This is a genomic window from Lentzea sokolovensis (assembly GCF_033949975.1).
Taxonomy (GTDB): Bacteria; Actinomycetota; Actinomycetes; order Mycobacteriales; family Pseudonocardiaceae; genus Lentzea; species Lentzea sokolovensis.
On record NZ_JAXAVU010000004.1, the window covers coordinates 925,616 to 950,797 of the forward strand.

Here is a 25,182-nt window from a genome sequence, read left to right on the forward strand (position 1 = left end):
CCTACCGTTCCGATGCGAACACGCGCACGTCCCGTTCCCCGAGCGCGACGCGCCCGCCCACCGGAACGCCGTCACCGCCCAGCAGGTCGGTGAGCGCGACCGGCGCGACGACCTCGGCGCGGTCCCCGCTCCAGTTGTGCACCACGTGCAGACGACGTCCGTCCGGCGAGGTGCCGGTCGTCACGGTGACCGTCTCCGGGAGATCCGCCCAGCCCGACACCGGTGCGGGCGCGAGCCAGCTCGCGAGCGCGGCGGCGAGAACGCGGCCGGGCACCGTGCCAACGCACGTGACGCGACCGGCGCCGTGCCGCCGGGTGGTGACGGCGGGCCAGCGTCCGAAGTGGTGGTGGTCGTACTCCACCAGCACGTCCGCGTCGGTGACCTCGTACCCCTCGACCCACCTGGTGGCGACCGCGTCCGCGGGCAGGTGCAGCGCCGATCCCTCCGTGACGTGCACCCGGAGGTCACGCGACAGGTTGCTGAACTCGTCGTAGTGGACGCCCGCCGCCTCGGTGAGACGGCTGGGAGCGGGCTCGTGGCGTGCCCTGCCCTCGTGGTCGGCGTAGGCGGTGCGCGGTCCGATGACCAGGTGGCCGCCCGAGCGCGCGTACTCCGCCAGCCAGTCGATCGTCGCGTCGTCGGCGAGGTACAGGGCGGGCGCGATCAGCACGGGGTATCGGCGCGCGGCCTCCTCCAGACCGGCCAGCTGACCGGCGTGGATCATCCGCACCTGCCGTCCCGCCTCGAACGCGCCGCGGTAGAACGAATCGAAGATCCGCTGGTACGCGGCGGCGTCCGGCCCTCCGTCCGGAGTGGACAGCGGAGGGTACTTCTGCATGTACCACTTGCTGGGCAGCGAGTGGACGATCGCGATGTCGGCGTCCGGCTCGACGCCCGCGACCGCCGCGCCCGCGTTCTCGAACTCGGCTCCCAGCCGCGCGAGCTCCGCGTAGGCGCGACCGGGCCGGCCGCTGTGCGGGAGCACGCCGCCCCAGTAGGTCTCGGCGCCGAAGTGCAGCGTGTGCCAGTGCCAGTACTCGATCATCCGCGCGCCACGGGCGACGAACGCCCAGGCCGCCTGACGCCACTGGCCGTCGTAGGCGGGACGGTTGTCCCAGGGCGTGCCGATGTTCCCGGCGTTGGTCTCGGTGACCAGGAACGGTTCCTGACGGGAGGAGAAGATCCAGTCTGCACCGCGGTAGAACGCCCAGACTCCCCTGGTCTTCCAGCCCTGCTCGTGCTCGTCCGGCGTGGGATCGGGCAACGTGAGGCCGTCCTGCATGTCGTAGTAAGGATTTCCGGCGGTGACGTCCACGTGGCCGGTCAGCCCGTCGTCGTCCAGAGCCACGTGCGGGTAGTGCAGGCAGGTGGTGACGAACTGCTCCGGCCGCGCGTACTCGCGAACGATGCCGGCCTGCCACGCGACGAACTCCGTGGTCTGCCGCGCCTGGAACGCCCGCCACGCGATGTCGTACTGCGGCTGGGCGTTGCCCTCCGGCGTCCACAGGTCGGCCCAGTCGGACAACCGGTGGGACCAGTACGCCAGGCCCCACGCGCGGTTCAGGTTCTCGACGTCGCCGTAGGTGGTGCGCAGGTGGTCGACGAACCGCTGGAACACGCCGTGGTTGTGCAGCAGGTGCACGCCTGGTTCGTTGTCCACCTGGAACCCGATGACCGAGGGGTGGCCCGCATACCGCTCGGCGATCCTGCGCGCGACGCGTTCGGCGTGGAAGCGGAAGGCGGGGTGGGTGAAGTCAGCCTCCTGCCGGGCGCCCCAGCCGACGCGCCGGCCGTCGGCCCGCTGCGCCGCGATCTCCGGGTACTGCCGGGCGAGCCACGGCGGCACCGCGTACGTCGGTGTGCCGAGCACGACGGAGATCCCGCGTTCGTGCGCGCCGTCGAGCACCGGCTGGAGCCAGTCCAGCTCGAACCGGCCGTTCTCCGGCTCCCACGTGGACCACACCGACTCGCCGACCCTGATGACGGTGAAACCGGCCTGCGCCATGAGGTCCAGGTCGGTTTCGAGCCGCTCGTACGGCTGGTACTCGTGGTAGTACGCGGCGCCGAACAGCACCCGCTCGGGCAGGACAGCCATCAGGAGACCTCCGTGGTGAGCGGGACGCTCACGTGATCATCGGAGGCTTTTCCGGACGGCGCAACGGAAGTCGGCGCTTCCGTTGCGCCGCTGGGCCTTTCGGGGCACGTTCGACTCGAATCGACAGTCGAACGTGGACGGTCAGACGGTGGCGGCGACGCGGGCGGCGAGGCCTTCGACCACGCCGGCCAGCTTCTCGGTGACCTCGGGGTCGTCGACCGGGTGGAGGTCGGCGAAGCGCACCACCGAGGAGGGGATCGAGAGGGTCAGGTCCTCGGCGACCGCGCCACCGGCGATCTTGACCGCCTTGCGGGCCTCGTCCTGCGCCCACACGCCGCCGTACTGGCCGAACGCGGTGCCCACGACGGCGACCGGCTTGCCGGACAGGGCGCCGGCGCCGTAGGGACGGGACAGCCAGTCGATGGCGTTCTTCAGCACGGCGGGGATGGTGCCGTTGTACTCGGGCGACACCAGGAGCAGGGCGTCCGCCTCAGCGGCGGCCTCCCGCAGCCGGGCGGCGGGGGCGGGCACGGCGCCCTCGGCGTCGAGGTCCTCGTTGTAGAACGGCACGGTGTCCAGGCCCTCGAACAGACCGACCTCGACGTGTTCGGGCGCGATCTGCACCGCGGCCTCGGCGAGCCTGCGGTTGTGCGAACCCGAACGGAGGCTGCCGACGAGCGTGAGGATGCGGACGGCCATGAAGTGACTCCCAGGTGCGGTGTGTGCTTGAACGACTACACCCTAAACGGGACGCGGCCCGGTTATCTTCCGGCTACGCTGCCGAGGTGATCGACAGCACATCCCTGCCCCTCGCCGGCGCGGAGCCGCCCCTGCGTGCGGACGCGGTGCGCAACCGGGCGTTGCTGCTGGAAGCGGCCGCCCGGCTGGCGGCGCGACGGGGTGCGGCGGCGATCACGATGGAGGCGGTCGCCGCGGAGGCCGGCGTCGGCAAGGGCACGGTGTCGCGACGCTTCGGTGACCGCAACGGACTGCTCCAGGCCCTGCTGGACCGCTCGGAGAGCCTGTTCCAGGAGGCGTTCCTCAGCGGACCGCCGCCGCTCGGACCGCGGGCCGATCCGGCCACGAGACTCAGGGCGTTCGGCCCGGCCCTGCTGCGCCACGAGCACGCCGACCTGGAGCTCTACCTGGCGGCCGAGCCGTCGCCGAGCCGCCGGTTCGCGGTCCCGGCCCGGCGGTTGCGCCACCGGCACGTGGCCCTGCTGGTGCGCGCGCTCCTGCCCGGCGCCGACGCCGACCTGCTCGCCCACACCCTGCTGGCGTCGGTGGACGTCGTGCTGACCGACCACCTCGTCCGCGGCCACGGCATGCCGTTGGCACGGGTGGAGGCCGGGTGGCACGACCTCGTCGACCGGCTCCTGACCTGACCGCTACCGCTCCAGGCGGCTGGGATCGCCCACGTCGCTGCGGCGGACCAGCCAGGCTTCGGTGATGTGCGTGAACATCGCCTCGGCGGCACCGGCGGGGTCGTGCGCGGCGATCCGTTCACAGACCCGGCGGTGGCCCTCGTTGGACGCGGCGCACAGGGCGCGGTCGCTGCGGCCCGTGTAGCGAGCGGTGTTGATCACCTGGCTCTCCAGCGCCCGCACCACACCCCTGGCGATGCGGTTGCCGGACGCGCGCATGATCCGGTCGTGGAAGAGCCGGTCCTGCTCCCGGTAGGCGTCCGGATCGCCGACCAGCCGGTCCATCAGGTCCACGAGGTCGCGCAACGCGGCGACGGTGGCCTCGTCAGCGGTGCGGGCGGCGGCCTGGGCCATGTCCGACTCGAGCAGCCGCCGGGTGACCACCAGGTCGTCGAGCACCGCGAGGGTCTCGTCCTCGGCGACGACCGCCCCGAGGACGAGTTCGTCGAGCACGTTCCACGAGGACGGCGGGGTCACCTGGGTGCCCGCGCCCTGGCGGACCTGCACCAAACCCTTCTCCTGCAGGACTTTCACCGCTTCACGGATGACGGTCCTGCTCACCGAGAAGGCCTCGCACAACGCGGGCTCGGGAGGCAGCGACGTCCCGGAGGGGTGGTCGCCGCGCACGATCCGGCTCACGAGCTCGGCGGTCACCGCACTGGCCAGGCTCGCCGGCCTGCGCACCCAGCCAGGGGCGGCGGCGGCCGTTCTCCGGCCTGTTGCGGTCATCGTTCCTCCGGTCACGTCCTCGCGCCGTCGTGCGAGGACGTGCGGCGAGAGTACTGCAGAACGGGCGATTGACGTAATACGTCATACGACTTACGTTCACCGCACCCGTCGGGAACGACGCAGCCCGGCACCCTCTCGGGAAGAGAAGTGAGCGAGCGATGAAGCAGCGCACACTCTTGTCCGCCGCCCTGGTCCTGGGGCTGACGCTGACGGCAGGATGCGGCAGCGCGTCCGGGCCGGGCACCTCGTCCGGCGGCTCCGGCGACAAGCTCGTGGTCTGGGACTGGAAGTCCGGTGACGCCAAGGCGGCCGCCTACGTGGAGAAGGCGAAGGCCGACTTCGCGAAGAACCACCCCGGCGTGAACGTCGAGTTCGTGGCCCAGCCGTTCGACCAGTACTACACCCTGCTCGGCGCGGCCATCCAGGCCGGCAAGGGTCCGGACGTCGTGCTCTTCAACGGCGGCGGGCAGATTCGCGACCGTGCCGACGCGCTCGCCCCGCTCGACACCTACGTCGCCGACGACCGGAAGCGGCTGGCCGGCTGGGACGCGTTCACCAAGGACGGCAAGACCTACGCCGCACCGGTGACGCTGCAGGGGCATCCCGTCTACTACAACAAGGACCTCTACCAGAAGGCAGGCCTCGACCCGGACTCCCCGCCGAAGACCTGGGACGACTTCGTCCGCGACTGCGGTGTGATCGCCCAGAAGACCGGCGCGAAGTGCCTGGCGCAGGGCAACAAGGAGGGCTACGGCATCCAGTTCTTCCTGTCCGCCATGGGTTCGGCGGTCCTGACGCCACAGGAGTACGACGACTGGATCGCCGGCAAGCGGGACTGGTCCTCCGCGAACGTCAAGCGGATCTTCGAGCTGTGGAAGCAGACCGCCGACGCCGGGCTGAACACCGACGGCGCCAATTCCACGGCGATGTTCAACGACGCGTTCGCGCTCTTCAACTCCGGCAAGGTGGCCAACGTCATCGGCCTGATGTCGGACGTGGGGCACTGGAAGGACTTCGCCGAGTTCCTCACCCCGGAGAAGCTCGGCGTGATGCGCGCACCCGTGGTGAACCCCGCGGCGAAGCCGAGCCTGCCGTTCGACGGCGGCATCGGCTACGCGGTCGCGAAGTGGACCAAGGACCCGAAGCTGGCCGCGGACCTGGTGCGCTCGCTGACCTCCGCCGACGCGCTGAAGGCGTTCTACGCCGACGGTGGCGCCATCGCGTCCGACGCGACGATCGACGTGTCCTCCGGCGGCCCCGCGGTCAAAGCGATCGTCGCGGAGGTCAAGTCGGGCAAGCCCGCGCTGCACGTCGCCCTGTCGTCGAAAACCCTTGACCTGATGGGACGTCTGTCGCAGCAACTGCTGAGCGGATCGGCCGCGGTGGACGACGCGGTGGCGCAGCTGGCCGCCTCCGACAAGACCGGCTGACCGCCGTGGCGGCACCCACGCTCTCCCCCGCGCGCCCGGCTCCGGCCGGGCCCGCGAGGCGGCGCCGGTCCGGCTCACGGGCCGAGCGCCTGGCTCCCCTCGTCCTCGTGGCGCCGGCCGTCCTGATCATCATCGGGCTGCGCCTGTGGCCGTTGGTGCTGGGCGTCAACTTCTCCTTCACCGGCGACGGTGACCGAGACGGCGTGATGGTCGGCCTCGACAACTACGTGACCCTGTTCGCCGATCCGCTGTTCCGCACGGCCCTGCGCAACGTCGGGCTGCTCGTCCTGCTGCTCCCGGTGGCGGTGGCGATCCCCGGCCTCCTCGCCACGTTCATCTACCTGCGTGTGCCGGGACATCGGCTCTACCGCGGCGTCTACTTCTTCCCCGCGGTGCTCTCGCCGGTGATCGTCGGCGCGATCTTCACGCTGCTGCTGGCGTTCGACGGGCCGTTCAACGGGCTCCTCGGCGGCCTCGGGATCGGGCCGGTGGACTGGCTCGGCGATCCCGGCGTGGCGTTCTTCGTGGTCGTCGCGGTGCACGTCTGGGCGACGTTCGGCATGGCTCTCGTCGTCTTCCTGGCCGGGTTCGCCACCCTCGACCAGTCGCTGCTCGACGCCGCGAAGATGGACGGCGCGTCGTTCCCGCAGACGGTCCGGCACGTGATCGTCCCGAGCCTGACACGCACGATCCAGTTCGTCTTCGTCACCACCATGATCGGCATGCTGACCTCGATGTTCGGCCTGCTCTACGTGATGACGAGCGGCGGGCCGGAGGGGTCGACGTACCTGCCCGAGTACTACATCTGGATCCAGCAGGGGCGCCTGAACCAGCCCGCGCTCGCCTCCGCGGCGTCGACCGCGCTGTTCCTGATCATGCTCGTGGTGGGGCTGGCCCAGATCGCGATCCTGCGCCGCGCCGCCGGCAAGGAGGACTGATGCCCGGCTCCCGTCCCGTCAGGTGGGTCGCCGCCGTCCCGATGGCCGCGCTCGCCCTGGCCACGATCTACCCGCTGGTGTTCACCACCAACGTCGCCATGAAGACCCGGCGCGAGTACGTGCTCGACCGGTTCTCCCCTGCCGACTCGTTCAGCCTCGACAACGTCGTCAAGGCCTGGACGAGCGTCGGGATGTCCCGGTACTTCCTGAACTCGGTGGTCGTCGTGGCCTGCTCGGTCGCGCTGCTGCTGTTGTTCGGCTCGATGGCGGGCTTCGCGCTCGGGCGGCTGCGGTTCCGCGGCTCGTCCGCGCTCTTCCTGGGGATCCTCGCGGCGCTGTTCGTGCCGTTCCAGGTGATCATGGTGCCGCTGGCGCGGACGATGGCGGACACGGGTCTCATCGACACCTATCCCGGCCTGGTCCTCGCGTACGTGGCGCAGTTCCTGCCGTTCACGATCTTCCTGCTGACGACCTACTACGCCAGTGTGCCGTCCGAGATCGTCGACGCCGCGCGGATCGACGGGAACTCGGTGTACGGGGTCTACTGGCGGATCATGCTCCCGATCGGCGCGCCCGCGCTGTTGTCGGTCGGTGTGCTCAACGCGCTGTTCTGCTGGAACGACGTCCTCGTCGCGTTGCTGATGATGCCGTCCGCGGAGCACCGCACGCTCATGGTCGGTGTCACGTCGTTGCGCGGCCAGTACTCCGACGACATCCCCACGTTCGCCGCGGGAGTGCTGATCGCCGCGGTCCCCGTCCTGGTCGTCTACCTGTTCCTGCAACGCCAGATCGCCGACGGTGTCACCGCCGGGTCCACGAAGGGCTGACATGCGCATCACTGGCTACCGGACGCTCACCACGGTCCAGGACTGGGGCCGTCCTGTCGGCGACGCCAACGGCGTGATCCCCGACGGCCTCGTCCGGGTCCCGATCGTCGTCGTCGAGACCGACGCGGGTCTCACCGGCGTCGGACTCGGCCCGCACGTGGAGATCGAGGCCGTCTTCGCCGCCATCGAGGGCGAGGACCCGCGCTGCGTCACCGCCCTGTACGACCGGATGCTGCGCCGGATGTTCAAGGCGGGCCACGCCGGTGCGGTGTTCGGCACGATCGGCGCGTTCGACAGCGCGTTGTGGGACATCAAGGCCCAGGCGGCCGGGGAACCGCTGTGGCGGTTGCTCGGCGGCCGCGACCGCCGCGTGCCCGCCTACGCCTCGGCGCTGGACATCGCGCTGACCGACGACGAACTCGTTGCCGTGTACCAGGGCTATGCCGATCGCGGACTGCGCGCGGCGAAGCTCAAGGGCGGCCTGGACGTGGACCGCGACCGGCATCGCCTCGCCCTCGTGCGGGACGTCCTGACCGAGGCGGGCGACGGCGCGCGGCCGAGCCTGATGCTCGACGTCAACGAGACGTGGACGCGCAAGCAGGCGGTCCGGTACGTCAGCGAACTCGAACGGACCTTCGACCTCACGTGGGTCGAGGAACCCGTCCGCCGCTGGGACGTGGAGGGCCACGCGGCGGTCGGCCGTGGAATCCGGGCTTCCGTCGCCACCGGCGAGAACCTGACCGGGCTCGAACAGCACCGTCCGCTCATGGCGGCCGGCGCCGTCGACATCGTGCAGACGGCCGGGGTCTGGGGCATCACCCACTTCCTCCGGGTCGCCACCCTCGCCCACGCCCACGACCTGCCCGTGAGTCCCATCGGCACCAGTCCGATCGGCCTGCTGCACGGCGCCGCGTCGGTGCCCAACCACCTGGTCAGCGAACTGCAGGACCTGCGGCCCGCGGTGGGCGTCTCGCTCGACCTGCACGTCGAGGACGGCGCCTACGTCCTCGGCGACAGCCCGGGGCTGGGCGTGCGGCTCGACGAGCAGACCATCGCCGCGTCGAGCCACCTGCTCCCCCACCCGTCGGCCGGCGGCACGCACATCCGGCCCGAGCGTGCGGGACGGCGCCTGCACGCGGTGGAGGCGGGTGAGGAGAGCCCCGTTCTCAACGCCGGGGTGTAGCGCTGCGTCCGACCTCCCCGGCGAGCACGAGGTAAGCCCCGGCCGTCCACGTGTAGGCGCGGTCGCGCAGCCCTTCCCCGGTAAGGGCGTCGAAGTTCTCCGCGAACCCGGACTTCTCGCAGGTGGCCAGGAACCGCGCGCTCACCTGGTCGGCCAGCTCCACCGCGCCGCCGCGGCGCAGGCCGTCCTCGATCAGCACGGTGGCGGGCGCCCACACCGGTCCGCGCCAGTAACCGTCGGGCTCGTAGTAGGGCGAGCCCGGCTCCTCCGTGGCCAGGCCGACGGGCGTGAGGTGCGCGGCGACACCGGCGCACAGGGCGTCGAAGACCTCCCGCGGCAGGTGCTCCCCCAGCACCACGGGCATGAGGTCGAGCAGGCTCGCGCTGCGCCGTTTCGTCCCGCTGGCCACGCCCTGGCTGACGAAGTGGTCGCCCCGCCACAGCTCGTCGAGCAGTTCGTCGAGCAGCGCGTCCGCCTGCTCCGACCACCGCGCCGGCTCGTCCCCTGCCTCGGCGGCGAGCCGGGCGAGCTCCTTCAGCTGCAACACGAGAAAGGCGGCGAGGTCGGGCGAGCGGACGAGGCGTTCCTCCCGGAACACCGTCGAGTTGTCCCACCCGCTGTCGTTGCCGTGCTCGTAGTGCGGCAACAGGCTGCCGGGGGCCGTTCGGTGCTCCAGCCAGAACGAGGTCCACGCGCGGAGCTGCCGATACGTCGGCCCCGCGTCGGGCAGTCCGCCCGGAAGTCGTTGCCGCAGCAGGGAGAGCGCCCATCCGTGCACCGGCGGTTTGACGAAGTTGCGCAGCACCTCGGAATGGGTGACCGAGTCCGGCAGCGCGCCGTGCTCGTCCTGGTGGTCGAACACGACCTGGAACTGCTGCCAGGCGAGCCCCGGCGCGCCGGGCGCCAGTGCCAGCGCGGTGAAGCAGTGGTCCCAGCTCCACACCTTGTCCATCCAGTGCTTGGACATCAGCACGGCGGGCCGGTGGACGAACCCGGCGGGCCGCACGGTGGCCGACCACAGCACGTAGCAGGCGAGCTCGGCGGCCGGGGTGCGGTCGCCGCGCCAGGGCGCCACGGCCTCGGCGAAGCAGCCGAACTCCTCCCGCACGTCCGCCACGGCGTCGTCGAAGTCGTTCGCGGGCCGGGACGGCGGACGGGTCGTGCCGAGTTCCTCGATCGTCAGTTCCCAGGGTTCGTCGTCCAGCACGATCCCGCGCTCCGCGTCCCCGAGCTCCTGGTCGCCACACGGCCGCCACTGTCCGGACTGGACGGTGAGACGTAGGCGGTGCCCGGTCTCGTAGGAGGTGAAGACGAGCCCACCGGCGGGATCGGCGAAGAGGTAGGTGCCGGTGAACGGCGTCAGCGTCCTCTGCACGGCACTGATCCGCAGGCCCAGGCCGGTACCGCGCAGCCGCACCGCGTCCGGTGACGAGAACACCGCCGTGACGCTGCCACTTCCGGTCCGCCAGCGCAGTGCCGAGGGGTCGGCGGTCACCTCGACCGGAACGCGTTCGCCGCCGAGCAGCGGAACGAACGAGAGCACCGGGTGCATGCCGTTGCGGTGCGACACGAGGTGCACGTCGTCGGCGTACTCGGCGAGTCCTACCACCGGGGAGAGGCAGAACCACGCGCCGTACCGGCTGAAGGGGATCTCACGCACGGAGAACTCGGTTGTCACGCCGGACCCCTCTCAGTCCTTCACGGCGCCGGAGGTCAGTCCGGCGGCGACGAAGCGTTGTGCCACCACGAGCAGCACGGACGCCGGTACGGACGCGACCACGGCGGTGGCCATGATGGAGTTCCACTCCTGGTTGTTGTTGCCGATGTAGCGGTAGATGCCGAGCGTCAGCGGTTGCAGTGCCCCGCCGGAGTCGAGCGTGGCGGCGAACAGGAAGTCCGACCACGCCCACAGGAACGAGAACAGCGCCGCCGTGATCACGCCGTTGCGGCTCGCGGGCAGCACGACCGAGACGAACGCGCGCCACGGTCCCGCGCCGTCGATCCGCGCGGCCTGCAGCAGTTCGTCCGGCACCGAGGCCATGAACGCGGTCAGCACCAGCACGGCGAACGGCACCGCGACCGTCGAGTCCGCCAGGATCAGGCCCCACACGGTGTTCGTGATGCCGAGGCGGACGTAGATGCCGTAGAAGCCGAGCGCCATGATGATCCCCGGGATCATCTGCGCGACGAGCAGGACGAACCCGAACGCGCGCCGCCCCGCCGGCCACAGCTTCGCGAGCGCGTACGCGGCGGGCGCGGCCAGTGCGAGGGTGAGCACGACGGTTCCCAGTGCCACCAGCAGGCTCGTGCCGAAGTACGGCAACTGTTCGCGCAGAACCCTTTCGTAGCCCTCCAGCGTGGGCGAGGCCGGGAACAGGCTCGGCGGCGACTTCCGCATGTCCCGCGCCGGCGTGAGCGACACGACGACCATCCAGTAGACCGGGAACAGCATCACCGCGGTCATCAGCAGTCCGGCCGCGGTGCGCCAGTACCGGGTCCTCATGTGCGCTCCTGCGCGCGGATGTGGACCAGGCCCGCCGCGAGTGCCATCAGGATCAGCACGTTGCCCACCGCGGCACTCGGCCCGAACCGGGGCAGCGCCCCGCCGAAGCCGAGCTCGTAGGACCAGGTGGCGAGCGTGGAGGACGATCCGCTCGGCCCGCCCCTCGTCATGATCCAGATGATGTCGAACACCTTGAGCGTGTAGACCAGGCCGAGCAGCAGGGTGATCGCCGATACCGGGCGCAGCAACGGGAACGTGACGTGGCGGAACATCTGCCAGCCGCTCGCTCCGTCCAACGAGGACGCTTCGTGCACTTCGGGCGGCAGGCCGCGCAACCCGCTGTGCAGCAGCACGAGGTTGAACGGCACGCCGATCCAGATGTTGGCGATGACGACGGACACCAGCGACCACGACGGTGAGGTCAGCCAGTTGACCGGCCCGATGCCCACGGCCACCAGCGCCGCGTTGACCAGCCCGGACTCGCTGTTGAGCAACCACGCCCAGGTCGACGCGGACACGATGAGCGGCAGCAGCCAGGGCACCAGGAACAACGCGCGCAGGGTCGCGGACAGCGGGAAGTGGCGGGCGAAGAACACCGCCAGCGCGAAGCCGATGGTGTACTGGAACAACAGCGACACCGCGGTGAACACCACCGTGTGCAGCAGGGCCGTCCGGAAGGCCGGGTCGGCGAACACGGTGGCGTAGTTGGCGAATCCGGCGAACGGAGCACCGCCGTGGACGAACGTCCGCACCGTGTGGTTCCGCAGACTCAGATCGACGTTGGTGTACAACGGATACGCGTAACACACCAGCAGGTACACCACGAGCGGGAGCACGAACGCCCACCCCGTGAGTCGCGTGCGCACCGGCGGCTACTTCGCGGACGCCGCGGCGGCCTGGGCGTCCTTCAACGCCGCCTCCGGTGTCTTCGCACCGGTGAGCGCGGCCTGCACGGCGCCCCACAGCGGTTGCGAGATCCGGGGATAGCGGGTGCCGAGGTTGTCACCGGTGCGGCCCTTGGCGTTCTGCACGGCGTCCACCCAGACCTTGAGCTCCGGCGCCGCGGCCACCTGCTGCTCCCGCACCGAGGGCACCGCCGAGACGTACGTCAGCGCGGTGACGGTGGCGAGCACCCGGTCCGGCGCTGTCAGGCAGGTCGCGATCTGTGCAGCCTTGGTCTCCGTGCCGTTGTCTTCCTGCGCCGGAACGGTGACGAACTCGCCTCCCGTGGGCGCGGGCGCGGTGCCCCCGGTGCGGCCGGGGATCGCGATCACGCCGTACTCGAAGCCGGCCTTCTTCGCGTTCTGCAGCTGCCAGGTGCCGTTCTCGGCGAACGCGTACTCCCCGGTGGCGAACTCCTGCCAGCTGGTGGTCTGGGTGTTGCCGACCACGGAGTTGGGCGCAAATCCGTTGTCCAGCCAGGACTTCCACAACGTCAGCGCGCTGACCGCGTCGGCGGACGACAGGTCGGTGAGCGTGGCGCCCGACCCCCAGAACCACGGCAGGAACTGGAAGCTGCCCTCCTCGGTGCCGATCGCGGAGAACGTGATGCCCTTCTTGCCCGCGGCCTTCACCTTGCCGAGAGCGGCGTCCAGCGAGGCCCAGTCCGTGACGGACGCGGGGTCGACGCCGGCGGCGCCGAGCACCGCCTTGTTGTAGTAGAGGGCGAGCGTGTTCGCGCCGATCGGCGTGCCGTAGGTCTGGCCGTTCGACGTTCCCGCGGCCACGAGGTTCGGCGAGGCCGACGAGGCGTCGAGACCGACGTCGGAGTTCGGCCTGAGCACCCCGGCCTCGGCGAGCGTGGAGACCACGGGGTTGTCGACCACCAGCACCTGCGGGGCGGTGCGCTGCTGCGCGGCGAGCAGCACCTTGCCGGTGAGGTCCGTGGTGTCGTAGGCCTGGCGCTGCACCTTCACCCCCGCCTGAGCCGCGCACCCCTCGATCGTCCGCACCCAGTCGGAGCCGGCGGCGAACTGCGGGTACGGGTCCCACACGGAGAACGTGTCGGGCGAGGAGCCGCCCGGTGCGGAGGAGCAGGCCGTCGCGGAGACGGCCAGACAGGCCGCGGTCAGGAGCCTCGGAACAGCCGCGCGTCGCATCTTGGTCCTTCCTGCCGACTTCGTTGACGACATTCATCGAACCGGTTCGATTTGGAGGAATCGCGCCAACGTAGCCGTGTCGAACGAAACGTCGCAAGAGCCAGTGGCCTACGATTGTCGATGGTCGAACCGGTTCATTCGACGGACCGGAGACGGGAACGGGCATGAACATCGGAGAGATCGCCAAACGGGTCGGCGTGTCGCGCAGCACCGTGTCGTACGCGTTGAGCGGCAAGCGACCGGTCTCCGCGGCGACCGTGCGGCGGATCAACGACGTCATCGCCGAGCTCGGCTATCGCCCGAACGCCAGCGCCCGCGCGCTCGCCGAGGGGCGCACCAGGACGCTCGGGCTCGTGATCCCGCCCGCGAGCACCCGGCTGACCGACGTCCAGCTGAGCTTCGTCGCCAGCGTCGTCGAGGTGGCCGCCGCGTACGACCACGACGTGCTGCTGTCGCCGAGCGGCGGCGACCACGACAGGTCGTTCGACCGCGTCGTGACCGGCCGCAGGGTCGACGGGGTGATCCTGATGGAGATCCTCCTGCGGGACCCGCGGGTCGACCGCCTCACCACCTCCGGCCTGCCGTTCGTCACGATCGGCCACGTCGTGGACTCCGCCGCGTCCCGGTGGGTCGACGTCGACTACGCGGGCCTGATCAGCCGCTGCGTGCGGCACCTGGCCGACCTGGGGCACGAGCACGTCGTCCTCATCAACCGCTCCGACGAGCTGGTCGCGTCGGGCTACGGCCCCGCCATGCGCGCGTCGGCCGGCTTCCTCGAGACCGCGGAGGGGTTCGGCATGACGGCGCACGACGTGTGCTGCGCCGACGACCCGGCGGCCGGTCTCGCCTGCTTCGAGCAGATCCTCGAGCGCCGCCCGGAGGTGACGGCGGCCGTGACGATCAACGAGTCAGCGCTGCCCGGCGTGCAGCGCGCGTTGCACCGCGCCGGGCTCGACGTGCCCCGCGACTTCTCGCTCACCGGCGTGATCGCCGACCGGCTGGCCCTGGACTTCCACCCGCCGCTGACGGCGGCGGACGTTCCCGCCGGGCAGATGGCGCAGCTCGCCGTCGACCTGCTGATGGAGCAGATCGCCGACCCGTCCGCGCCGCCGCGGCACGCGCTGCTCGCTCCCCCGATCACCTTGCGCTCCAGCACCGGAGCCCGCCGCAGGAGCTGACCGGAGACGAATCGGTTCGACCCTCCGGTCCATTGCTGTCCCTCGTCGCTCGGGCGTACCTTCATTTCTCGATCGAACCGGTTCGATTCTCCGTCACCCCTGACCCGTTACGGAGTCCCACATGGTTCAGCGACGAACCAGCACAGTCCTCCTGGCCGTCGTGGCGTCGGCACTCGCCTTCACCACCCCCGCCCAGGCCGCGAACGAGTCCATCAGCGTCGACTTCTCCGTCACCAGAGGCACACCGGCCTACCGCGCGTCCGGCTGGATCTACGGCATGACGGAGAACGCCGCGGGCCCCGCCGACCACTTCTTCCGCGACGTGAAGTTCCGCTACATGAGGGCGGGCGGCGCGCAGCTCGACGGCCCAGGTGGCTGGGTGTCGGGGAAGTACGACCGACGCTGGAACGCCACGAGGGCCCAGCTCCTGCGCACCCGCTCGCTGGGCGGCGAGTTCGTCCTGCTGCCCCACGACCTCTGGGGTGCCGACGGCTACCCGATCTCGCGCTTCCCCGGCGACAACGGCGACTGGACCGACTACGACAACTTCCTCACCCGCCTGATCGCGGACGTCCGGGCGACGGGCGCGCCGGTGCAGTGGGACATCTGGAACGAGCCCAACATCACGCTGTTCTGGAACCGGCCGCAGTCCCAGTACTTCGAGCTCTGGCGCCGCACCTACCAGCGCGTCCGTGCCGCCTTCCCCACTCAGCTGATCGTCGGGCCGAGCCATGCCGGGGTGCCGTCGACCGGCGGCTGGTGGACCCAGTACCTGGACTTCGTGCGAGCGAACAACGTCGTGCCCGACATCTTCAGCTGGCACGCGCTGCCGAGCGATCCGGTGGCGAACGTGGCGGTGGCGAACTCGACGCTCGACGCGCGCGGCATCCCGCACCCCAGGCCGTACCAGATCAACGAGTACGGCGCGTCCAGCGAGCAGAACCCCGGCGACGGCGCGTGGTACATCGCGCGGCTCGAACGGGCGGGCGCCGACGGCCTGCGCGCCAACTGGGCCAGTGCCGGCAACCTGCACAACGACCTGGGCAACCTGCTGGTGCGCAACTCCGCTGGACAGCACCAGCCGAAGGGCGAGTGGTGGGCCTACCGGTTCTACGGCTCGCAGACCGGCCAAATCGTCTCCACGACACCGAGCCAGTCGTACGACTCCTTCGCCACCAAGGCCGGCGGCGTGGCGAAGGTCCTCGTCGGCGGCGGCAGCACGACCGGCAACGTCGCGATCACGTTGCAGCGCCTGGACACCACGACCGGTCTCGTGCAGAACAACCAGGTGCGGGTGCTCGTGCAGCGCATCCCGTACAACAACGGCGGCGCCGTGCAGGGGCCGGTCACCGTGCAGAACTCCGTGGTGTCGTTGTCCGGCAACAACATCACGGTCACCGTGCCGCACAACAGCGTCGACGAGACGTTCACCGTCACGCTGCTGCCGCCCGGTGACAGCGGCTTCCAGTCCGTCGCTGCCGCGCAGCACTCCCAGCAGTGCCTGGACAACACCAACCTGGGCACCGCCGACGGCAATCCGCAGCAGCAGTTCCACTGCGAGGGCGGGGACCAGCAGCTGTGGAACTTCACGCCCGTGCAGGGCGTCGCCGACACCTACACCGTCGTGAACCAGCAGTCGGGCAAGTGCCTCGACGTCCCCTCGGCCGCGGACGGTGCCGCCGTCGTGCAGCAGACCTGCTCCCCCGGTTCGGCGAGCCAGCAGTACGCGTTGCGCAAGGTCACCTACAGCGGCAACGACCCGCACGACTACCAGCTCGTCGCGCGGCACAGCGGCAAGTGCCTGGACGTCAACGGGATCTCCACCGCCGCGGGCGCCCGGATCATCCAGTGGGCGTGCAAGTCCGCCGCCCAGGGCAGTGAGCTCAACCAGACCTGGCGTCTCTGGGGCCGGTAGTCCCGAGGCGAGTCATGTCCGTCCACAACGCAGTGGAGCACCTCATGACAGTGAAGGCTCAAAGCAAGGTGCGTCGCCGTCTGGCCGCCGCACTGGGGATGTGCCTCGCGGCGGCACTGGCCGTCGCACCGGACAGCGCGCCGGCGTCAGCGGCCGGCACCGGACCGTGTGACATCTACGCCGCCGGCGGCACACCCTGCGTCGCCGCGCACAGCACCGTGCGGGCGCTCTACGGCTCGTACGGCGGCAACCTCTACCAAGTCCGGCGATCATCGGACAACACCACGCGCGACATCGCCGTGGTGGCCGCAGGCGGCACGGCCAACGCGGCGACGCAGGACACGTTCTGCGCGGGCACCTCCTGCGTCATCACCGTGGTCTACGACCAGTCCGGACGCGGGAACGACCTGTGGTACCAGGGTTCCAGCGTCGTTCCCGGCTCCAGCCAGAGCAGGCCCGCCACCGCCACCTCCGAGTCGCTGACCGTCGGTGGTGGCAAGGCCTACTCGCTCTACATCAACCCCGGCAACAGCTACTGGCGCGACGGCCACCTGACGGGTGTCCCGACCGGCAGTGCGCCGGAGGGCATGTACATGGTCACCAGCGGCACGCACGTCAACGGCGGCTGCTGCTTCGACTACGGCAACAGCGAGACGACCCGCAGCGCGGACGCCGCCGGGGCGATGGACGCCATCAACTTCAGCACGCAGTGCTGGTTCGGCGGGTGCTCCGGCACCGGCCCGTGGGTGCAGGCCGACCTCGAATGGGGACTCTTCTCCGGCGGCAGCCAGTCCTGGAACCCCAACCAGCGGGCATTCCCGAACAGGTTCGTCACGGCGATGCTCAAGAACAACGGGACCTCGCGGTTCGCCATCAAGGGAGCCAACGCGCAGTCCGGTGGCGTGACGACGTTGTGGGACGGCTCGCTCCCACCCGGCTACAGCCCGATGAGGAAGCAGGGCGCCATCATCCTCGGCAGCGGCGGCGACTGCTGCAAACCGGGCGGTGGGGCCAACCTGAGCGCGGGCACCTTCTACGAGGGCGCGATGGTGTCGGGCTACCCGTCCGACGCGACCGAGAACGCGGTGCAGGCGAACATCATCGCGGCCGGGTACAGCAGCGGGGGTTCCGGTGCCACCGGAGCGGTGCGTTCGGTCGCCGCCGGTCGGTGCCTGGACGTCAACGCGGGCAGCACCGCGGCGGGAACACCACTGCAGATCTGGGACTGCAACGGCGGCACGAACCAGACGTGGACGCGCACCGCCTCCGGCCAGCTGACCGTCTACAGTGGAGATTCGACCCGGTGTGCGGCCGCGTCGGGCTCCCAGACCGGCGCCGCGGTGGTGATCGCGGCCTGCGACGGCGGAGCCGGACAACGCTGGCAGTTCAACGCCAACGGCACCGTCAGCAGCGCGCAGTCGGGCCTCTGCCTCGACGTCAACGGGGCCGCCACCGCCAACGGCACGAAGACGATCCTGTGGACGTGTCACGGCGGCGGCAACCAGCAGTGGACGACCGGGTGACGTGCCCACGCCGGTGGCGCCCGGCGGTTCGAGTCGAATCGACCGTCGAAAGCGTTCGGTGACCGAACGGGGCTTGTAGCCGCCGCCGGACTCCGCCTACGGTCGGCCTGGGAGCGCTCCCAGGCCGATCATCGACGCGAGGACGGAGAACCTCACAGCTTGACCTCTCTCCCAGCTGTAGCAGGGAGATTCTTCCCTCGCGGGTCGAGTTTCTGCTTCACAGCCCGTTGCCGCCTGGGGTCTCCAGCGAAGGGACGGTGTACCGCCCACGGTCTTACACAAGCTCCACAGACCTGACATCCCGCCAGCCCGGCGGTAGCCCCGGCCGACTTGGTAACCGCCGACCAGGCGCGACAACTCTACAAGCCGCTCCACCAACCACCCAACCTGGGGGTCAGAGCATGGACTTTCGCCCTAGAGGCGAAATCCCGTCCTTGTCCTACTCCGCAGGGGTCCGTTTCCTCCCCAGCCTGAAGGCCGGGGTATCCACGGAGGAATCCCGATGAGATCGCAATCCCCACGTCTCCTCGCCGCGACCCTGCTCGCGGTGCTGACGGCGACCTCACTCCAGACCGCGGGCGCAGCCGCGGCGGCGGACTACGAACGCGTGCTCAACGGCACGTTCGACAGCGGCGCCGCCGATCCCTGGTGGAGCGGCGCCGGAGTGACCAACCGGGTCACCGGCGGCGAGTTGTGCGCGGCGGTCACCGGTGGGACCACGAACCCGTGGGACGCCCTGATCGGCCAGAACGGCGTTCCGTTCGAGACCGGCCAGTCCTACACGTTCTCGTTCGACGCCCGCGCCACCACTGCGCAGCCGATCACGGCCGCCGCGGGCGAGAGCGTGAGCCCGTACCGCGGGATCGCGAGCCAGCAGTTCGCGCTCTCCACCGCCAAGCAGCGCTTCACGTTCACCTTCACGTCCACTTTGGACTTCCCGGACGCGGGCAACGGCCAGGTCGCGTTCCAGCTGGGCGGACAGGCCGCCGACAACACGATCTGCGTGGACAACGTCTCCGTGGTCGGCGGCGTGAAGCCGCCCGGTGGCGTCAATCCCAACCCCACCAAGAAGGTCCAGGTCGACCTGGTCGGGTACGTGCCGGGTCTGCCCAAGCGCGCGACCCTCGTCTCCACGGCGACGACTCCGCAGACGTGGACTCTCAAGAACTCCGCGGGCACGGCCGTCGCCACCGGCCAGAGCACGCCGAAGGGCGCGGACGCCACGTCCGGCGACTCGGTGCACCAGATCGACTTCTCGTCGTTCGACACGGCCGGCACCGGATACACGCTTTCCGTCGGTGAGGACAGCAGTTTCCCGTTCGACATCTCCGCCGACCCGATCAAGCGGCTGCGCTACGACTCGCTCGCGTTCTTCTACCACCAGCGCAGCGGAACGCCGATCGAGGCGCAGTACGTCGGGGACGAGTACTCCCGGCCCGCCGGGCACATCAACGTCGCACCCAACCAGGGTGACGACAACGTGCCGTGCCGGGCCGACCTCGCCTGCGGCTACACGCTCGACGTGCGCGGCGGCTGGTACGACGCGGGCGACCACGGCAAGTACGTGGTCAACGGCGGCATCGCGGCCTGGCAGCTGCTCAACTCCTACGAGCGGGCCACCCGCGTCGGCGACGCGTCCGCGTTCCGCGACGGCACCCTCGCCATCCCGGAGAAGACCAACGGCGTGCCCGACCTGCTCGACGAGGCGCGCTGGGAGGTCGACTTCCTGCTGAAGATGCAGGCACCTGACGGCATGGCACACCACAAGATCCACGACGCGAACTGGACGGCGTTGCCGACCCGGCCCGAACTGGACGACCAGCCGCGCAGGCTGTCCGCGACCAGCACCGCCGCGACGCTGAACCTCGCCGCGGTCGCCGCGCAGGCGTCCCGGCTGTGGAAGGGCATCGACGCGACGTATTCCGCCACACTGCTCACGGCGGCGCGCAAGGCCTACACGGCGGCCAAGGCGAACCCGGCCAAGATCGCCGATCCGAACGACGGCACCGGCGGTGGCGCCTACAGCGACAGCACCGTCAGCGACGAGTTCTACTGGGCAGCGTCGGAGCTGTACGCGACCACCGGTGACAACACGTACCGGACCGACGTGACCGCCTCGCCGCACTACAAGGCGGCCGGTCTGACCAGGGCGGGCTTCTACTGGGGCGGCACCGCGCCGCTGGGTGACATCACGCTCGCCCTGGCGCCCAACGGCCTGCCGGCGGCGGACGTCGCGGCGATCAAGTCCGCGTTCGCGACTGTCGCGGACCAGCACCTGACCGCCATGGCGGGAATGGGCTACGCCGCGCCGTACGACAACAGCGTGGACGGGTACGTCTGGGGCTCGAACTCCGCGGTTCTGAACAACGCCCAGGTGCTCGCGCTCGCCCACGACTTCACCGGCGCGGCCAAGTACCGCGACGGCGTGTTCGAGACACTGCACTACGTCCTCGGCCGCAACCCGCTGAGCACCTCGTACGTGGCGGGCTACGGCGACCAGGCGATGCGCAACGCGCACCACCGGTTCTGGGCCAACCAGAACGACCCAACCCTGCCGATCGCGCCGGCCGGTTCGCTGTCCGGCGGCCCGAACAGCGCTCTGCAGGACCCGGTGGCGCAGCGACTGCTCGCCGGCTGCCCGCAGCAGAAGTGCTGGGTCGACGACATCGGCGCCTACTCGGTCAACGAGGTGGCGGTGAACTGGAACTCCGCGCTCGCCTGGGTCTCGGGCTGGGCAGCGGAGAAGTCCGGGACGTCCGCGCCGAAGCCGGACTGCGAGGTCGGCTTCACCGCCGGCAGGTGGAACGACGGCCTCTCCGCGCAGGTGAAGCTCACCAACACCGGCACGACCGCGTGGACCTCGTGGAAGCTCGGGTTCGCGTTCCCCGGCACCCAGAAGGTCACCGCCGGGTGGTCGGCGACGTGGAGCCAGACCGGGCGGGACGTGACGGCGACCAGCATGCCGTGGAACGGGCAGGTCAGACCCGGCCAGACGGTCCACATCGGATTCAACGGCTCCGGCACCGGAACCGACCCGACCGCCTTCACCATCAACGGGAAGGCCTGCAAGATCGCCTGACCCGCACCAGGGATGCGCCCGCTGTCACTCCGGTGGCAGCGGGCGCTTTGCGTTCGTGGTGTGGACACGGCTTCCCAGCTGCGCCAGTATCGCCTGATCACGATGCCCGACCACGCGGCCTCCGGCACGAGGGCGGGCCCGGAAGCGGCATGCGACACCAGCTCGAACATCCGGCTCGGCGACCCACCAAGCCCCTGGCACCAGGCACTGCCCGCCGGCGGGGCCGAGGCCGCCAGAAACGCGTCCGTCGACCTCGGCAACCCGAGGCTGGCGCTCGGCGTTTGTGGCATCTGTGAGCGCTAACAGGAACTACCTGCTGTTATCCAGATGAAACTTGACGAGCCTGTTGTTAGCGATAACACTCGCCGCCTACAGCATTTGTTGCCTGTCGGTGACATCGAGGAGAAGCAATGAGGCTTGCCAGGATCGCGGCCACCACCGCACTCGCCGTCACCCTCGCCGCCTGCGGTTCGGCGGAGAAGACGGTCGACCAGCAGACCGGCTCCAGCGAGGGTGCGCTGGTGGGCGTCACCATGCCGACGCGGTCGTCCGAACGCTGGATCCACGACGGTGACAACATCAAGAAGGCCCTGGAGGGCAAGGGGTACAAGGTCGACCTCCAGTACGCGGAGAACGACATCCCCACCCAGGCCAACCAGATCGAGAACCAGATCACCAAGGGCGCCAAGCTCCTGATCGTCGCCTCGATCGACGGCACCGCGATCACGTCGCAGCTGCAGCAGGCCGCCGACGCGAAGATCCCGGTGATCGCCTACGACCGGCTGATCCGCAAGAGCCCGAACGTCGACTACTACGCGACGTTCGACAACTTCAAGGTCGGCGTGGAACAGGCGAACTCGCTGCTGGCCGGCCTGAAGACGAAGGGCGAGGGCCCGTTCAACGTCGAGCTGTTCGCCGGGTCGCCGGACGACAACAACGCCACGTTCTTCTTCAACGGCGCCATGTCCGTGCTCCAGCCGCTCGTCGACCAGGGCAAGCTCGTCGTGAAGTCGGGCCAGAAGGACTTCAAGACCGTCGCGATCCTGCGCTGGGACCCCGCGACCGCGCAGAAGCGCATGGAGGACCTGCTCACCTCGACCTACGGCGGTGCCAAGGTCGACGGCGTCCTGTCCCCCTACGACGGCATCTCGATCGGCATCCTCTCCGCCCTCAAGAGCGGTGGCTACGGCACGGCCGGCCAGGCCTACCCGATCGTCACCGGTCAGGACGCCGAGGTCGCCTCGGTGAAGTCGATCATCGCCGGTGAGCAGTACTCCACGATCCACAAGGACACCCGCCTGCTCGCCGACGTCACGGTGAAGATGGCCGACGCGGTGCTCAAGGGCGGCAAGCCCGAGGTCAACAACACCAAGGACTACGACAACGGCAACAAGGTCGTGCCGTCCTTCCTGCTCCAGCCCGTTCCCGTGGACAAGGCGAACTACCAGAAAGAGCTGATCGACTCCGGTTACTACACCGCCGACCAGCTCAAGTAGGTCCTGTGTCCGACGACATCCTGGTGATGCGCGGCATCACCAAGAGGTTCGCGGGTGTCACCGCGCTGCACGAGGTCTCGTTGACCGTGCGGCGCGGTGAGATCCACGCGATCTGCGGAGAGAACGGCGCGGGCAAGTCCACGCTGATGAAGGTGCTGTCCGGGGTCCACCCGCACGGCACGTACGACGGTGACATCCTCTTCGAGGGCGAGCCGTGCGCGTTCGACGGCATTCGCGACAGCGAGCGCCGCGGCATCGTGATCATCCACCAGGAGCTGGCGCTGTGCGGCCAGCTCTCCGTCGCGGAGAACCTGTTCCTGGGCAACGAGAGGTCCCGGCGCGGGTTCATCGACTGGAACCGCACCAACCACGAGGCCCAGGCACTGCTCGACCGCGTGGGACTGCAGGCGAACCCGACGGCAGCGGTGAACGACCTCGGCGTCGGCAAGCAGCAGCTCGTCGAGATCGCCAAGGCGCTGTCCAAGGAGGTCAGCCTCCTGATCCTGGACGAGCCGACGGCCGCGTTGAACGACGACGACTCGCAGCACCTGCTGGACCTGCTCGACGGTCTGCGGGACGAGGGCATCACCTCGGTGATCATCTCCCACAAGCTGGGCGAGGTCACCAGGATCGCCGACACCGTCACCGTCCTGCGGGACGGCAGGACGATCGAGACGTTGCCCGCCAAGGGGCTCAGCGAGGAACGCATCATCTCCGGCATGGTCGGCCGCGACCTGGAACACCGGTTCCCGCCGCGCACGCCCGACATCGGCGAGGAGGTGCTGCGCATCGAGGACTGGACGGTGCACAGCCCCGCCCAGCCGGACCGGGTGGTCGTCGACAACGCCACGTTGTCGTTGCGGCGCGGGGAGATCGTCGGTCTCGCCGGCCTGATGGGCGCCGGCCGCACCGAGCTCGCGATGAGCGTCTTCGGCCGTTCGTACGGCGTCGGCATCTCCGGGCGCGTGGTCAAGGACGGCCAGGAGATCGACACGCGCACCGTGCGCGGCGCGATCCGGCACGGCCTCGCGTACGTGAGCGAGGACCGCAAGAAGTACGGGCTCAACCTGATCGAGGGCGTGCAGCGCAACGTCTCCGCCGCGGCGCTGGGCAAGCTCGCGAACCGCGGGTGGGTGAACGAGAACGAGGAGTTCACCGTCGCGGAACGGTTCCGGAAGTCGATGGGCATCAGGACGGCCGCCGTGTCGACGCCGACCGGCACGCTGTCCGGCGGCAACCAGCAGAAGGTCGTGCTGGCGAAGTGGATGTTCACCGACCCGGACGTGCTGATCCTCGACGAACCGACGCGCGGCATCGACGTCGGCGCGAAGTACGAGATCTACTCGATCATCAACGAGCTCGCCGCCCAGGGCCGCGCGGTGCTGGTGATCTCCTCGGAGCTGCCGGAACTCCTCGGCCTGTGCGACCGCGTGTACGCGCTGTCGGAGGGCCGCATCACCGGCGAGGTCAGTCGCGAAGAGGCCACGCAGGAACGCTTGATGCAGTACATGACGCGAGGACAGAGCTGATGACCACGAAGACCGCGCCCGCTCCCGCCGCCGCCCCACCGGCCCAGCCACGGCGGTTCTCGATCAACCCGCGGCAGTCGGGCATCTACGTCGCGTTCGCGTTGATCGTCGTCCTGTTCGCGGTGCTGACCGACGGCGCCCTGCTGCAGCCGCAGAACATCTCGAACATCATCGTGCAGAACTCCTACGTGCTGATCCTCGCGATCGGCATGATCCTGGTGATCATCGGCGGGCACATCGACCTCTCGGTCGGCTCGACGGTGGCGCTGACCGGGGCGATCTGCGCGGTGCTCACCGTCCAATGGGGACTGCCGTGGCCGGTGGCGGTGCTGCTGACGCTGCTCTCGGGCGCGTTGATCGGCGCGGCGCAGGGCTACTGGATCGCGTACTTCGGCATCCCGGCGTTCATCGTCACGCTGGCCGGCATGCTGGTGTTCCGCGCGCTCACCCTGACGACGCTGGGCAACCAGGGCATCGGGCCGTTCCCCGACGAGATCCGGTCGCTGGCGAACGGCTTCACGGGCGGCTACCTCGGCAACATCGCGCTCGGCCCGCTCGGCGGCGCCGACCTCGTGAGCCTGCTCGCCGGACTCACGTTCGTGGCGGGGTTCGCGTTGTCGCAGTGGCGCAAGCGCGCGGCCCGGCTCGGCTACGGCCAGGTCGTCGAGCCGATGCCGGTGTTCGTTCTCAAGATCGTCGGCGTCGGTGTCGTCGTGATGGCCGTCGTGGTGCAGCTCGCCCGGTTCCGCAACCTGCCGTGGGTGCTGGTGCTGCTCGCGGCGCTCGCGCTCGGCTACTCGCTGATGGCCGGCAACTCCGTGTTCGGACGGCACATCTACTCGATCGGCGGCAACCTGCAGGCCGCCACGCTGTCCGGCGTGAAGGTCAAGGCCGTCACGTTCTGGGTGTTCGTGAACATGGGCGCGCTGGCCGCGCTGGCCGGCGTGATCTTCGCCGGCCGGCTCAACCAGGCGGGCCCGACGGCGGGCATGTCGTTCGAGCTGGACGCCATCGCGGCCGCGTTCATCGGTGGCGCCGCGGTCCAGGGCGGTGTCGGCAAGGTCGTCGGCGCCATCACCGGCGGCCTGATCATGGGCGTGATCAACAACGGCATGTCCCTGATCGGCGCGCCCAGTGAGCGCGTCATGCTCGTGAAGGGCCTCGTCCTGCTCGCGGCAGTCGCCTACGACGTCTGGACCAAGCGACGCGCCTGAAGTCCCCTCTCTCCACCCCG

General features: G+C 69.9%; 20 protein-coding genes. 13 read left to right on the forward strand and 7 right to left on the reverse strand.

Annotation, left to right across the window (positions count from 1 at the left end):
- Position 1: 1 nt before the first annotated feature.
- A complete protein-coding gene (locus tag SK854_RS09670) occupies positions 2-2,095 on the reverse strand; it encodes a beta-galactosidase (RefSeq protein WP_319974667.1) in 2,094 nt (697 codons plus the stop codon).
- A 141-nt stretch (positions 2,096-2,236) separates the two neighbouring features.
- Positions 2,237-2,794, reverse strand: a complete 558-nt coding sequence (locus tag SK854_RS09675; RefSeq protein ID WP_319974668.1) for an NAD(P)H-dependent oxidoreductase — start codon at positions 2,792-2,794, stop codon at positions 2,237-2,239.
- 86 nt (positions 2,795-2,880) lie between these two features.
- Between SK854_RS09675 and SK854_RS09680 the strand changes: the two genes are divergently transcribed.
- Entirely contained in the window at positions 2,881-3,480 is a 600-nt protein-coding gene (locus SK854_RS09680) for a TetR/AcrR family transcriptional regulator (RefSeq protein ID WP_319974669.1), read from the forward strand.
- A 3-nt stretch (positions 3,481-3,483) separates the two neighbouring features.
- Here the strand turns inward: SK854_RS09680 and SK854_RS09685 are convergent, their stop codons facing one another.
- On the reverse strand, positions 3,484-4,248 hold the full coding sequence (locus SK854_RS09685) for a FadR/GntR family transcriptional regulator (RefSeq protein WP_319974670.1): 765 nt from the start codon (positions 4,246-4,248) through the stop codon (positions 3,484-3,486).
- 158 nt (positions 4,249-4,406) lie between these two features.
- On the opposite strand from SK854_RS09685, the gene SK854_RS09690 reads away from it, so the two are divergent.
- From SK854_RS09690 to SK854_RS09705, 4 genes are read left to right on the forward strand one after another with little or no spacing between them, the layout of a single operon-like run.
- On the forward strand, positions 4,407-5,678 hold the full coding sequence (locus SK854_RS09690; protein ID WP_319974671.1) for an ABC transporter substrate-binding protein: 1,272 nt from the start codon (positions 4,407-4,409) through the stop codon (positions 5,676-5,678).
- Positions 5,679-5,683: 5 nt separating this feature from the next.
- A complete protein-coding gene (locus SK854_RS09695) occupies positions 5,684-6,616 on the forward strand; it encodes a carbohydrate ABC transporter permease (protein ID WP_319974672.1) in 933 nt (310 codons plus the stop codon).
- The gene (locus tag SK854_RS09700; protein ID WP_319974673.1) at positions 6,616-7,443 is read left to right on the forward strand and encodes a carbohydrate ABC transporter permease; all 828 of its coding nucleotides are present in this window, start codon (positions 6,616-6,618) and stop codon (positions 7,441-7,443) included. Before SK854_RS09695 ends, SK854_RS09700 begins: the two co-directional genes overlap by 1 nt.
- 1 nt (position 7,444) lies before the next feature.
- Positions 7,445-8,626 (forward strand): mandelate racemase/muconate lactonizing enzyme family protein, encoded by a 1,182-nt coding sequence (locus SK854_RS09705; protein ID WP_319974674.1) that lies wholly within the window; start codon positions 7,445-7,447, stop codon positions 8,624-8,626.
- Here SK854_RS09705 and SK854_RS09710 read toward each other — a convergent pair.
- Genes SK854_RS09710 through SK854_RS09725 form a run of 4 tightly spaced genes read right to left on the reverse strand, consistent with a single transcriptional unit; the run spans position 8,610 to position 13,228 of the window.
- A complete protein-coding gene (locus tag SK854_RS09710; protein ID WP_319974675.1) occupies positions 8,610-10,304 on the reverse strand; it encodes an amylo-alpha-1,6-glucosidase in 1,695 nt (564 codons plus the stop codon). The two genes, SK854_RS09705 and SK854_RS09710, sit on opposite strands and share 17 nt — an antisense overlap.
- Before the next feature lie 12 nt (positions 10,305-10,316).
- Positions 10,317-11,129 carry a carbohydrate ABC transporter permease gene (locus tag SK854_RS09715; protein ID WP_319974676.1) on the reverse strand — a complete coding sequence of 271 codons (813 nt, stop codon included), beginning with the start codon at positions 11,127-11,129 and terminating at the stop codon, positions 10,317-10,319.
- Positions 11,126-11,995, reverse strand: coding sequence for a carbohydrate ABC transporter permease (locus SK854_RS09720; RefSeq protein ID WP_319974677.1), 870 nt, complete (start codon positions 11,993-11,995; stop codon positions 11,126-11,128). Before SK854_RS09720 ends, SK854_RS09715 begins: the two co-directional genes overlap by 4 nt.
- A gap of 6 nt (positions 11,996-12,001) precedes the next feature.
- On the reverse strand, positions 12,002-13,228 hold the full coding sequence (locus SK854_RS09725) for a sugar ABC transporter substrate-binding protein (protein WP_319974678.1): 1,227 nt from the start codon (positions 13,226-13,228) through the stop codon (positions 12,002-12,004).
- A gap of 164 nt (positions 13,229-13,392) precedes the next feature.
- On the opposite strand from SK854_RS09725, the gene SK854_RS09730 reads away from it, so the two are divergent.
- From SK854_RS09730 to mmsB, 8 genes are all read left to right on the forward strand, one after another.
- On the forward strand, positions 13,393-14,406 hold the full coding sequence (locus SK854_RS09730) for a LacI family DNA-binding transcriptional regulator (protein WP_319974679.1): 1,014 nt from the start codon (positions 13,393-13,395) through the stop codon (positions 14,404-14,406).
- A 121-nt stretch (positions 14,407-14,527) separates the two neighbouring features.
- Positions 14,528-16,321, forward strand: a complete 1,794-nt coding sequence (locus SK854_RS09735; RefSeq protein WP_319974680.1) for a ricin-type beta-trefoil lectin domain protein — start codon at positions 14,528-14,530, stop codon at positions 16,319-16,321.
- 44 nt (positions 16,322-16,365) lie between these two features.
- Positions 16,366-17,844, forward strand: coding sequence for an arabinofuranosidase catalytic domain-containing protein (locus SK854_RS09740; protein WP_319974681.1), 1,479 nt, complete (start codon positions 16,366-16,368; stop codon positions 17,842-17,844).
- A gap of 502 nt (positions 17,845-18,346) precedes the next feature.
- Positions 18,347-20,923, forward strand: coding sequence for a glycoside hydrolase family 9 protein (locus tag SK854_RS09745; protein ID WP_319974682.1), 2,577 nt, complete (start codon positions 18,347-18,349; stop codon positions 20,921-20,923).
- 60 nt (positions 20,924-20,983) lie between these two features.
- Positions 20,984-21,226, forward strand: a complete 243-nt coding sequence (locus SK854_RS09750; RefSeq protein ID WP_319974683.1) for a hypothetical protein — start codon at positions 20,984-20,986, stop codon at positions 21,224-21,226.
- Between the two features lie 107 nt (positions 21,227-21,333).
- Positions 21,334-22,419, forward strand: coding sequence for a multiple monosaccharide ABC transporter substrate-binding protein (chvE, locus tag SK854_RS09755; RefSeq protein ID WP_319974684.1), 1,086 nt, complete (start codon positions 21,334-21,336; stop codon positions 22,417-22,419).
- 26 nt (positions 22,420-22,445) lie between these two features.
- Positions 22,446-23,948 (forward strand): multiple monosaccharide ABC transporter ATP-binding protein, encoded by a 1,503-nt coding sequence (gene mmsA / locus SK854_RS09760; protein ID WP_319974914.1) that lies wholly within the window; start codon positions 22,446-22,448, stop codon positions 23,946-23,948.
- Positions 23,948-25,162 (forward strand): multiple monosaccharide ABC transporter permease, encoded by a 1,215-nt coding sequence (gene mmsB, locus SK854_RS09765; RefSeq protein ID WP_319974685.1) that lies wholly within the window; start codon positions 23,948-23,950, stop codon positions 25,160-25,162. The genes mmsA and mmsB overlap by 1 nt, the downstream gene beginning before the upstream one ends.
- The last annotated feature ends 20 nt before the right edge of the window (positions 25,163-25,182 follow it).